The 13052-nt window shown below is 44.1% G+C and carries 7 protein-coding genes; 2 read left to right on the top strand and 5 right to left on the bottom strand.

Annotation, left to right across the window (positions count from 1 at the left end):
• Positions 1-252: 252 nt before the first annotated feature.
• Positions 253-1869, top strand: coding sequence for an aminopeptidase P family protein (locus DIU38_RS33650; protein WP_208057656.1), 1617 nt, complete (start codon positions 253-255; stop codon positions 1867-1869).
• 208 nt (positions 1870-2077) lie between these two features.
• Here DIU38_RS33650 and DIU38_RS29625 read toward each other — a convergent pair whose 3' ends face one another.
• The 5 genes from DIU38_RS29625 to DIU38_RS29605 form a co-directional block, all read right to left on the bottom strand.
• Positions 2078-3985, bottom strand: coding sequence for a beta-N-acetylhexosaminidase (locus DIU38_RS29625; RefSeq protein ID WP_112651172.1), 1908 nt, complete (start codon positions 3983-3985; stop codon positions 2078-2080).
• Between the two features lie 308 nt (positions 3986-4293).
• Positions 4294-5424, bottom strand: coding sequence for an acyltransferase family protein (locus tag DIU38_RS29620; protein ID WP_112651176.1), 1131 nt, complete (start codon positions 5422-5424; stop codon positions 4294-4296).
• Positions 5425-5611: 187 nt separating this feature from the next.
• On the bottom strand, positions 5612-7393 hold the full coding sequence (locus DIU38_RS29615; RefSeq protein WP_112651180.1) for a RagB/SusD family nutrient uptake outer membrane protein: 1782 nt from the start codon (positions 7391-7393) through the stop codon (positions 5612-5614).
• A gap of 23 nt (positions 7394-7416) precedes the next feature.
• A complete protein-coding gene (locus tag DIU38_RS29610) occupies positions 7417-10917 on the bottom strand; it encodes a TonB-dependent receptor (protein ID WP_208057658.1) in 3501 nt (1166 codons plus the stop codon).
• A gap of 221 nt (positions 10918-11138) precedes the next feature.
• A complete protein-coding gene (locus DIU38_RS29605; RefSeq protein ID WP_112651182.1) occupies positions 11139-12203 on the bottom strand; it encodes a FecR family protein in 1065 nt (354 codons plus the stop codon).
• A gap of 241 nt (positions 12204-12444) precedes the next feature.
• On the opposite strand from DIU38_RS29605, the gene DIU38_RS29600 reads away from it, so the two are divergent.
• Positions 12445-13005 (top strand): RNA polymerase sigma-70 factor, encoded by a 561-nt coding sequence (locus DIU38_RS29600; protein WP_091167536.1) that lies wholly within the window; start codon positions 12445-12447, stop codon positions 13003-13005.
• Positions 13006-13052: the final 47 nt, after the last annotated feature.

Raw genomic sequence — 13052 nt, 5'->3', positions numbered from 1 at the left:
ATGCCGGTTTGCTGTCTATGCGACGAGATTGCCACGTCGCCCCTGGCACACAAACCCGGGCCGCTCCTCGCAATGACATAGTTGTTTTTTTGTAGCCATTGGTTTCAGCGTTGATATTGTCCTTGCTAATTTGCACATCTGAAATCTTTTCATTTGCACATCAATCTTTTCACCCCAAAAGGGTGAGCGTGATAATCCCTGATATTTAGTATCTTAAACCGTTTTTTTGACTGACATTATTCCTTTATCATTATGACGCGATCATTTTTTCGGGCATTAGTAGTTTTACTTGCCCTCACCGGCGGCAACCGCTGTTTCGGACAAACCGCCGAAAACCTGCCCACCGATTATTTAAGCAAAGAGTTTCATGCCGGAAGACGCCAGGCCCTGCGCAATCTGATGCCCGCCAATTCGGTAATGGTGATCTTCTCGTACCCTGAACAGGTATTTTCGAACGATGTTAACTACGTTTATCATCCTAATCCCGATCTGTATTATTTTTCAGGATATAAAGAACCCAACTCAGTGTTGTTGGTATTTAAAGAAATGCAGGCTGTGGGCGACAGCAGCTATAACGAGGTGCTGTTTGTACGCCACCGGGATGCCGCTCGTGAGCAATGGACAGGCAGGCGTTTAGGCCTTGAGGGCGCTAAATCGCAGCTTGGTTTTAAGCGGGCTTACAACAGCGAGGATTTCGCGAAATTCCCCGTTGATTTTAAAAAATTTGCCAATGTGTATTATGATGCACTGCCCGAAGATGTTACCGGCGATGGATCGACCGGCGAGCTAAAAAAACTGATCGCAGCTTTTAAAAGTAAGGCTGGCATAACGGAAACCAACAGGCAGGTTATGAGTGATCTTAATTTGATAGCAAGAATGGTTACTCCTCAAAATTTAGCCCGTTTCATGACTTATTTCAAAGATAAGTTTGCTGATGAGGATCACAAAAATAATCCGCTTATACAACAATTGGCGGCCAAGCCCGATTCTGCAACGCTTGCCGATGTTAAGGCAAAGATTGGCACAACTTACGGCGGTAACACCGGATATACTGAATTTACTTCAAAGCTTCGCGGTGTAAAAACACCGGAGGAAATAGCCGTATTGAAAAAGGCTGTTGAAATCTCAAGCCTTGCCCATTTGGAAGTAATGAAATCGGTAAAACCCAATATGAGCGAGCGCGAGGTTGAAGGCATCATGACTTACGTGCATAAAAGATACGGAGCAGAAGACGAGGGCTATCCACCAATTGTAGGTGCAGGCGCAAATGGCTGTATCCTGCATTATGAAGAAAACTCGGCCACAAAAATTGATAACCAGTTATTACTCATGGATGTTGGTGCCGAATATCATGGCTATTCTGCCGACGTTACCCGCACCGTACCGGCTAACGGCAAATTTACCGAAGAGCAAAAAGCCATTTACCAATTAGTTTACGATGCGCAGGAAGAGATTTTTAAATTGTGTAAAGCGGGGGTCCCTTATGCAAACCTTGAGCAAAAATCGGTAGAAGTATTATCCGCCGGATTAATTAAGCTTGGTATTATTAAGGACGCTTCAGAAGTACGTAAATATTATCCGCATGGCTGCTCGCACCATTTAGGGCTTGATGTGCATGATAAAGGCGGTCGCGGTAATTTGGAAGAGAACTGGGTGATCACCGTTGAGCCGGGGATCTATATCCCTGCCGGCAGCCCCTGCGATAAAAAATGGTGGAATATTGGCGTACGTATTGAAGATGACGTACAAATTGGTAAAGACAGTGGAACCATCCTGTCGATAGATGCACCTCGCAAATGGCAGGATATTGAAAAAGCTGCTACCGAGAAAAGCATTTTTGAGGCTGCCAAATTTCCGGAGTTGAAATAAAAAAAGCACTTTATGTCATTGCGAGGAGCAGCGGGGGCTGCGCAATTGGGCGACGTGGCAATCTCGTAGCTTTGCATCGCCATAGTGCATCGCCGCTCTGTATAACTACGAGATTGCCACGCTACACTCGCAATGACATAGTGGTTGTGTAAAACACGAAAGCCCTCCGAAACTAAATCCGGAGGGCTTTTCCATTTATAAATAACTCTTATTTTTTGATCCTGCTCTTCAACTCGGCCAATGGCATCGTAACCATGCGGCCAATCGGTTTTTTACCGCGATAAGTGATCACCCTTAGTGTAGTTGCATCTTTAGGGGCATCTATAGGTTCAGTATACTTAGGATAAAACCTGTCGGGGAACGAGTTGTCGAAGCTGTAATAAGTGTCCAGCCCGTTTACCTCATTGGTTAAAGTGATTTTTAACGTGCTGTCAGGATTCAACACTGCATCAAATGATGGATCGTAAGCGCTTGGGGCTATCTTGGTTTCGGCTTCATCAAAGCGTGGGAAATGTTTCTCAACCCGGCTAAAAAATCCGTCCCAGTTTTTAGTTCCTTTTGGCGACCATACATCCTCGGCAATAGCCATGCCGCGTGGCCAGGTCATATATTCGGCTTGGCGGATGTTGTATACCTGCTCGGTCCATAAGTTGGCCTGGCCGCCTTTAATGAGGCGCGCATCAACGCTATCTGGTACAGGCTCCCATGAATAGGTTTTGTTTAAGCGAAGTGTGGCATAGATCTTGGTTTCGTTTACACGGTCGCTTTGCATATAGTCAAGATATGCAAATGTTGTTGGGCTCATTACCACCTCATGACCTGCTTTAGCGGCAATGATACCACCCTGAATACCGCGCCAGCTCATTACCGCGGCGTTAGGGCCAAGACCTCCTTCAATGATCTCGTCCCAACCCATAAATTTTTTACCTTTTGACTCAACGATTTTTTCAAGTCGCTTTTCGAAATAAGCCTGTACTTCGCTCATCGTTTTCAGGTTTTCTTTAGCCATTAATGCTTTTATGGCATCGCTTTGCTCCCAGAAATTTTTGGCGCACTCATCGCCGCCCAAATGAATATAGCCGAAGGGGAACAGTTGGGCAACTTCAGTAACCACCTTATCCATAAAAGTATAAACAGCTTCATTGGCCGGGCAAAGAGTATTGTCGACAATAGCGCGGTTATGCGGGCCACTCCAGTCCATAAAAGGTTCGCCAGAGTTTACCACATATTTATCGGCACCCGGAGTGCATGAAAGCTCAGGATAGGCAACTACCGCAGCGAGGCTATGACCAGGAACGTCAATTTCGGGCAGGATGTTTACAAACTTGTCTTTGGCGTATTGTACCAACTCTTTGATATCTTCCTGGGTATAAAAACCGCCGTAGGTACGTGGTTCATCAGGTGTAGGTGGAGTAAACGTACCAAACTGGCCTACTTTTTTTACGTTGTGCGATCCTACTTCGGTTAATCTTGGCAGGCTTTTGATCTCCACTCGCCATCCTTCATCATCTGTAAGGTGCAAGTGCAGCAGGTTAAATTTATACTTAACCATGGCATCGATGTATTGCTTAACCTCGGCTTTGGTAAAAAAGTGACGGGATACATCAAACATCAATCCTCTCCATCCAAACCTTGGATAGTCGGTAATTTCGACTGCCGGGGCAGTCCATTTTACGCCTTTGGCTACTTCCAGTCCTTCAATTTCTTTAGGCAGCAGCTGAAAAAACGTTTGTACGCCGTAAAATAACCCGGCAGCATCATTAGCGCGGACCACTACTTTTTTAGAGGTTACGGATAATTTATACCCCTCGGTTTTGAGAACTGTATCGGCTGTTTTATTTAGAATCAGCCTGATGGGCGCTGTTGGTGCAGCACTTTTTACAGTGATGAATGCCCCCGTAGCTGTAGATAGCTTTCTTTTAAGATAGGCGGTAACGTTTGCCACATCAGTCGAAGAACCGGCCTCTACAACAACCGTTTTGGGCAATACAAACTGGCCGGTAGTTTGGGTAACTTTTACCGGCTGCGGGATAAGCGCGAGCGCCGGTTTCGCTGTTTGGGCCGCAGAAAGCAGGTGTGCCATACAGCCGCAAAGCAATAAGGATAATTTCTTCATAAAGAATTGTTATTTAATTGGATGTACGTAAATTAAACTTTTTAAATAATATTAAGAAGTATATTTTCTGAACCATGATTTCTTGTCTGAACTCGAATTTTAAATGAATTATTGGAATTTTTTGAATTTGCTGAGCATTCGGGTAATTACTTAATTCCTTTAAAATTCGAGTTCAGGCAAAAACACTATCATGCGACCGTGAGGACACGGCCGCCGGGCAAAAAATCCCACCATCTTAAAAATTTCCCAAAATCCCGGTTCAGACAAAAATCGGTGAAATCAAAATCAATCGGTGTAATCCCCATAAATCACACCCTGATATAAATATTCCGTTTATCAAGTATATAGGCAACCAGCCAGCAAATCATCATAAAACTGATGGCAAACAATAATGACCCTATTGGGCCGGGCACTATAGCCTGGTAAAAAGCAGTGTTAATCCAGTCGACAGCGTTGGTTCCGCTTATGATGATCATACTTACCGGAATCAGCAGTATTTCGGATAGTACATAAATAGGCAGCGGATTTTTCCCCATGGTGGTGAAAAAACGGGCCCAGTTCCCTTTATTCCAATTATTGATCTCCAAAGCATATATCAAAGCTGAGAGGATCACTAAATCCAACCCTGTGGTAACCAGTACAAATGAGCTTGTCCATAATTTTTTATTGATCGGAAAAACCATGTTCCAGCATAAGGCCAGGAAGATGAACAGGCAGCCGGTTAACAGCAATTTGGTGGTGGTATCATATCCCTTACCTTTTTGCTGGATAAATTTACCTGCATAGTATCCAACTACAACGTTAACAATTGCCGGTAACGTGCTTAATACGCCTTCCGGATCGAAGGGAATGCCCTCGCCATGATATAAATGATCAGGGCCGAATAAAAATTTATCAAGATAAATGCCTGCATTGCCGGTCATGCTCAGCGGGTCGGCTGGGTTTCCATACACCAGCAGGATGATCCAGTAGATCACCAGAAATAACCCCGATAAAATGAAAACCGTTTGTTTGGACAGGAAATGGATCATGAGCGAGGCAAAGCAATAACACAGGGCAATGCGTTGCAAAACACCCATAATGCGGGTATGGGTAATTGTTTTTAGATGAAAATGCCCGCCGCTTGTTGAAAAGAAAGGGAACCAGTACATGAGGTAACCTATTAAAAATATGAGCAGGGTACGCCTGAAAATTTTGCTTAGCACAGCCGAGTTGCCCATTTCCTGGTAGCGTTTCATTGAAAAGCTCATGGCATTGCCTACGGCAAATAAAAAAGAAGGAAACACAAGATCGGTTGGGGTGAAGCCATGCCATGCGGCATGTTCAAGTGGCGAAAAAGGGGCTGCTCCGCTGCCCGGCGTATTTACTATGATCATGAAGCATAACGTCATGCCACGAAATACATCCAACGATAAAAACCGCGATGATGATTTGTCCATAAATGGGTTTAAAAATGTTTATAATCAGCTTTTCAGAAGCAGGGATGTTAAGGCAAGATAATAAACTTACCGGGAAGTATGCTTTCCCGATAAGTTGTCCGGTTATTTATAATTTTGCATTTTTTTGTTACCAACTGAACACCAGTTTATTAGCTTTTAGCTTTGCGCATTTTGCTTTCAGCTTTAATTAATGATAGCCCGGATTTTGTTTCAATTGCGGTGTGCCGCCCTTGGCGCTTAAGTCAATCTCTACCAGCGGTATCGGGAAATATTCGCTTTTACCTTTAATGAATTTACCGCCTTTTACATCACTGGTCAACGTACTTTGATATGCTATGTAAGCATTAAGCTCGGTATCGGCAATGCCCCAGCGTACAAGGTCAAAAAAGCGGTGCCCTTCCATGGCAAGCTCAATTTTACGCTCAAAATAAATGGCTTTAAGTGCAAAGTCCTTGCTGGCAAATGCACCGCCGGGATAAGGGCTCACTTTATAGTTAGCTGCTGCCTGAGTGGTGAAACCTGCTGTAGGGTCATCATTGTCTTTGTATTTATGTACAAAACCTTCGGGATTTGCTGCGCGGTTACGCACCATGTTTACATAGCTTTCGGCTTTATCAAGGCTACCAACCTGTGCTTCAACCTCAGCGGCCATTAACAGTACATCGGCGTAACGAATAATGTTGTAATTGATGCCTGAGCCTGGCGCCCATGAGGTATTATCGCCGTTTACATCCTGCTCGGCCTGGCCGTAAACGTTTTTGATAGGCGAATAAGGGCCACCGTACTGTTGATCGCGGATCCAGTCGGCTCCCGGGTGTAAGCCCCAGTCAAGATAAGGGATCCCGCGGCGGCCGGCAGTCCAGTCAAGGCGCGGGTCAATAGTACCTGCATCAGGAGTATAATCATCGGCCGATGCCAGCCCCATATCTGTTTTTATAGCGTGGCTGTTATAATCGTCAAGATATGGTAAACCCGTAGTTGAATTGGTGCGAAAATGATTAACCAGATCAATTGATGGCTGATAAAAGCCGCAGCAGCTAAACGGACTGCTATTGCCATATGGAAAGTTAAGCATATCGCCGTTGTTTGCCTGCGACGGGCCGTTAGGATCGGTATTGGCAGCAGCCTGAACAGCAAAAACAGATTCGGCGCTGTTGTTGGTAGCCGTTCTAAAATTGTCGTTGAATTTGGCGTTAAGTGCATACTTTTTACCATCGGAAGTTACACCCTGCGCAATAACCGCATCAAATACAAGCTTTGCTTCAGCATATTTATGCTCGTATAGGTATGTTTTACCTAAGTATGCACCGGCAGCCCATTTATTGGCGCGGCCAACTTCGGTTTGGGTATTAGGCAGATTGTCGTAAGCGTATTTGAAATCCGCTTCAATCTTTGGCCAAATATCTGTGTTGTTAGGTTGATTAATGTCGGTTGTTGTTTCATCAAGATAGGGCACATTATTGAACATCTTTTTCAGGTCGAAGTAATAATGCGCTCTTAAGAAACGGGCCTGTGCCAGTATATTGGTTTTGTTTGAGGCTGATATCGAAGTAACCTTATTGGTTATTTTAATGGTATTATTGGTGCGCGATACACCCTCATAATCGGCCCGCCATTTGCTGTCAAAAAAGCCATTGCTGGCATCGGCATTATATTTCATCATCGGTTCTATCGGTTGCTGATCGCCGGCAATACTGCCTTTTGATGCATCACCGCCTACTACACCGCCGTATACCCAGTTATCCGGCGAGGCTTCCCATGCTCCGCCGCCGCCTACTGAGGCGTCGCCGCCCTGCTGGCCATCCAACACTGCATAAGCACCTACAAGCAGTTCATTAGCTCCTGATTCTGTTTCGAGAAATTGAGGCTCGAGGGCGCCGTTAATAGGTTTATCGAGATATGATTTTTTACACGCGCCAAGCGATAGTATACTTAAAAGCGCTATGGAAATAAGTTTTTTAGCTTTCATTGTAATCCGTTTAAATATTGCTGTTATAATGAAAAATTAACTCCGAATATAAAGGTGCGCGGGCTCGCGTAACTACCCTCGTCAATACCAAAATCTTTGGTGTTGCCGCTCAGTTCAGGATCGACACCGCTGTAGCCTGTTAAAGTAAACAGGTTGGTTGCCGATACATAGATCCTTAACTTTTGGATCCCCGCCTTTTTAAGCCCTGCAATGTTAAAGGTGTAGCCAACCTGCGCGTTACGCATGCGCACGTAAGTGCCGTTTTCAACAAAGTATGAGTTTGGTGTGGCGCCGCTACTGGTTGATGCGTCAAGTTCCTGGATAGGTGCCTTTGCATTTTGATGAGTTGGCGTCCATGAATCGTTAAGTGCGGTATAGCTTTTTGCTGTACCGAATGAAGCATAGAAATCCCGCCAGTATTTAACGCTGTTCCATAGTTTATTGCCGAATGAGCCGTAAAGGAATACGCTGGCATCAAAGTTTTTATAGTTTACACCCAGGTTTAAGCCGGCAGTAACTTTCGGGTTTGGATTACCGATAAAAGTACGGTCGGCATCGGTAATGACACCATCACCGTTTACGTCTTTATACCTGAAACGGCCAACCTTTACATCTGATTGGTAGTAAGCATTCGGATCGCCGGTGCGGGTTTGTACACCTTTGTCGGCTGCGTCAATTTCGGCCTGCGAATTCCAGAAGCCTACGATCTGGTAGCCATAAAACTCGCCTAAAGAATGACCTACCTGGCTGCGGGTAATTGGGTTATCAAACCTGCTTGTTGCAGAACCAGGAAAGTAGTCCCTGTCATCAGATACTTTTAATACTTTATTATTATAAGTGGTTAAAGTACCTGTCGCATTAAAGCTCAGATCGCTGCTGGCCCTGAAATTGCCGGTAACTGAAAGGTCAAGACCATCAGTTTTCATTTTACCAACGTTTTGTGCCGGGAAAGCACCGTTGCCCGCAGTACCTAACTGGGTAGCGTTAAATAACAGGTCCTTAATGTCTTTGCGGTAGTAATCGGCAGTTACGGCTATTTTGCCGCCAAATAAGGTTGCATCAAAACCAAAGTTGGAGTTAATATCTTTTTCCCAAAGCGCGTGAGGGTTGGCTGTTTGGTCCTGATAAAAGCCCGGCGTTAGGTTAAGTGAACCATCGATAGGATAATACGACTGGCCAATATCATTGCTGAATGTAACATAAGCGTCTTTACTGCCCATATTGATCTGGTTACCCATAATACCCCAGCCGCCTCTTAGCTTCAGGTCGGTAAGCCAGGTAATATTTTTCATAAAGTTTTCCTGCGAGATACGCCAGCCCGCGCTGAATGCCGGGAAATAGCCATAACGTTGGTCAACCGGAAATTTTGATGAGCCGTCGCGACGGATAGTGGCGTTAAACAGGTAGCGGTCGTTATAAGTATAATCTAAACGGGCAAACTCCGAAAATAATGAGTTGTTAGATTTGCCGCTGTAGGTGTTTTTATTGGTAGTACCGGTAGACAGGTTTACATAATCAGGATCAAAAGTGTAAAAACCCTGGATGCTACCGCCAACATAACGGTCGTGATCTTCAACGGCCTCGGTACCTACCACTATGTTAATATTGTGTTTGCCAAATACTTTTTGATAGCTAAGGGTATTGGTCCAGTTATAAGTGTAGCTATTGTCTGATCCTTCGCTGTAAGTATTGGTTGAAGAGTTTTCAACGTTTTCATATGTAGGGAACGAAAACGAATGGTTGTTGCTGTTGATGATATCGCCGCCAAAACTGGTACGTAAGGTAAGGCCGGGAATAATGTCGGCTTCGGCAAATACGTTACCAAGCAAACGATAACTTGTTGACTGGTTGTTTTTTGTACGCTGCTGTATAGCAACCGGGTTATTGGCATCGCCAAGGCCCGTACCGTAACTGCCTGCGTAGTTACCTTTAATGTCGTAAACAGGAATAATGGGCTGTTCGCGCAGGGCATGTGCAATAACGCCGTCCGGGTCATTAGTGCTGACCTGCGAATGTGATGTTCCGTCATTTACCTGCGGCTGCCTGGTTATAGAATAAGCCAGGTTTTCGCCCAATCTGATGTGTTTAGTTACATTGTAGGTGGTATTGGAGCGCAGCGTGTATCGTTTAAGATAAGTATCAATCAGTGTACCTTGCTGGTTAAAATAATTTAACGAGAATAAATAGCTGGCGTTATCAGTACTGCCGCTCAACGATATATTGTGGCTATTCATCGGGGCCGATTTAAACAACTCATGATACCAGTCGGTACCGGCTTTGTTGGCCCTTGTTATCCTGTAAAAATTACCCAGGTCTGCAGCTGATGTATAAAAAGGGTTTACATAGTATTTTGATGGATCGACAGATGGGTCACCTTCTTTAGCACCTGCCGGGGTAATGTAATCAGGCAGTATAAAAGCCGAGCCTGTACCGGTTGGGTTGTACAAGGCATCTTTAATGCTGTTATCGCCCGAATTTTTCTTAGCGGTAAGTTTCAGATCGGCCATTTGTTGCGGCGTAATGGTATTCCAGACATTGCCGCCTTTGGGCCTTTGCGTGCCGTAATAGGCATCATATTGAATATTTACTTTGCCCTTACCCCGTTTGGTAGTGATGATGATAACGCCGTTTGCCGCCCTTGCACCATATATTGATGCCGAACTCGCATCTTTTAACACCTGGAAGGTCTCAACATCATTAGGGTTCAGCGTGCTTACATCATATGTTTCCACACCGTCAACTACGTATAAGGGAGTATTATTTCCGAAAGTATTAAAACCCCTGATGTGTACCTGCGGCTCTTCGCCGGGTTGTCCTGATCCGGTAACGGTAACGCCCGATGCCTGGCCTTGCAATTGCGAGTTTACTGATGACGATGCCTGTTTATTAAGGTCTTTAACGTTAACTACCGCAACAGCGCCGGTAAGGTCTTTCTTTTTCTGCGTGGTATAACCAACCACAACCACCTCGTTCAGCGCTTTTGACTCTTCAAGCAAAGTTACGTTGATGGTGGTTTGTCCATTTACCGGCATAACCTGCGTGGTAAAGCCTAAAAAGCCAAATTCAAGTGAGCCGTTACCGTCGGGCAGGGTTAGGGTATATTTACCGTTGATGTCGGTAACTGTGCCTAAATTACTGCCTTTGAGCTTTACACTAACGCCCGGTAAGGGCTGACCGCTCACATCTTTAACTACACCTGTTACAGTTACCGTGACAACAGGTTTTGCATCGGCAGGTTTTATAATGATGATATCATCAACCACCTGGAAAGTAAGCGGCTGTTTTTGAAGCACCTGTTTCATTACCGACTCAATAGGCGCGTCCTGCACATCCACGTTTATTTTCCTGTCAACATCAACCTGGTCAAGCCTGTAAAAAACGGTGTATTTACTGCTTTTTTCAATTTGCTTAAACATTTGCTTAACAGAAATATTGTTCATATTAAAGTTGTAAACGTTTTGTGAATAAGCGGCAGCGTGTATTTGCATAATGCCCGTCAAGAGCAGAACGGTTACCAGCTTCATAATTTTGATCGTTTTTTGCCACGGGCCGACGGCCAGAGCGGACTTTCTGTAAAAATTAATCATAAATTTGTTTGTTAATCAGTTAATACGATGCTTCCCCAAGCGTAGGGTATTAGCTTTGATTGCTTTAGGCCCGGGCGTGTTGGTAGCACATCCGGGTTTTTTTATGTAAAAGAGAATGTTAGTTTTTGATCATAGTTTCCTTTTTGTTTTTTTAGTCGTTAATCATTATTGTTGTTTCGTGTAATGTTCACTGTATTGCCATTTATCGAATAATTGATAGCGGTATTAGCTTTTATAATTGCCAGCACTTTTTCAATGCTCTGAATGTTTTTGAAACTACCCGAATAACGAATGCCGCTCAATTCTGCATCGGTCATGTTAATAGTGACGTTATATCTTCGTTCAAGCACTTTAGCTATCTCGCTAAGGGTAGCGCCATCAAATACCAGCAGGTTTTCCTTCCAGCCGTCATAGCGGTCAAGCTTTGCCGAATCAATCTCTGATACCTGGATCTCATTCAGGCTTTTGGGATCTGGTGTGGTATAGCTATAGTTTTCTTTTTTGGGATGATAATAAATGCGGAGCACCTGCCGCGGCTTTACATAAATGCGGCTCATTTCATGCGCGTTGTTTTCTATATTTCCCTCTACAGATACCTCGCCTTTTACTACTGTGGTTTCAAAAAACGGGTCGGAAGCATAGGCTTTAAGATTAAACTTTGTACCGATGTCCCTTATGGTATAGTTTTTTGTATTTACAATAAAAGGGACCTCCTTTTTACCCGGAGCGATATCAAAAAATGCTTCGCCTTCCAGGTAAACGGTACGGGTTATTTTGCCAAAATCGGCCGTATAATTAAGCTTGCTGTCTGCATTAAGCCAAACCTGTGTGCCATCGCTCAAAACAATTTTTTTAATGGCGCCGGGGTTAGCGGCTATTTGCCTTACACTTTCTGCATTTTTTGAATACCTGTTATATAAGGTAACGGTAACCGCTGCCAGTAAAGCAACAGCCGCTGCCACTTTGCCCCAACTGATCAGCCTTGCATAGCGCGACGGCTCCGCTGGTTCCATACCGGTCGAAAGTTTATTATAGGCATTGTCTTTATTTACAACCGCTGGCTGCAGGTAAAGCATGTTATGCCAGGTTTCATACAGTTGTACAAAATACTGCTCGTTTTCGGGGTGCGCACTTATCCATTGTTTAACCTGCTCAAGCTCCTGTAGGGTAGCTTCGCCCGTTATATATTTTACCAGTAGCAGTTTTACTTCTTCGTTATCCATTTGTAATATTATCGTTAAGACAATCGAAAAAACAGATACCCTCAAAACGAAAAGAAATATTTTTCAATTTTATTCGGCGAGTAACCTGAACGTCCCCTTCATATTACGCGTAACTGTTTTTTTACAGAATGTTTGTGATTAGCTTTTCATTATTTCCATATTAAATTTGATACAGAATGAAAAACTCTGTAACTTGTTAAAGTTTTTTAAAAAGTATTCGGATTAATTAAAGGCGGGATTAATGATCCAGGAAAACAAACTACCTATAACCTCATTTACACAGGGTGACGCGAAAACGTTTGAAACCCTGTTCAGGCTATACTATACCCGCCTAACTTTGTTCTCCAATCGTTTTGTAAACGATTTAACCGTTGCCGAAGAAATTACTGCCGATGTGTTCACCCACCTGTGGGAGCGCGGGCATGAGGTCAATTTTTGCTCATCGGTAAGTTCTTATCTTTTTAAAATGGTGCAAAACCGAAGCCTTAACTACCTTAAGCGCCAGAAAATAGAAAACCTTTACGTTAATTACCTCGAAAAAAACAACTTGTTTGATGAGTTGCGCAATACGCTCGAAAACGGACTGGAGGAAAAAGAACTCGCCCTGCAGATAGAAGCTGCCATAGCTACCCTTCCCGAAAAATGCCGCGAGATTTTTGTATTGAGCCGTTTCAGCGATATGAAATATCGCGAAATTGCCGTACAGCTTAATATCTCCCCTAAAACAGTAGAGCGCCAGATGAGCATCGCCCTCGAAAAATTACGCCAGGTGTTGAAGCATGTGAGTTATATGCTTTTTTAAATTGCCGGTAAGTTACTATATATAGTTGTCGAAAGGTTGGTCATCCC

The organism is Mucilaginibacter metallidurans, from assembly GCF_003286435.2.
Taxonomy (GTDB): domain Bacteria; phylum Bacteroidota; class Bacteroidia; order Sphingobacteriales; family Sphingobacteriaceae; genus Mucilaginibacter; species Mucilaginibacter gossypii.
This window is presented reverse-complemented; position numbering and strand designations above follow the sequence as displayed.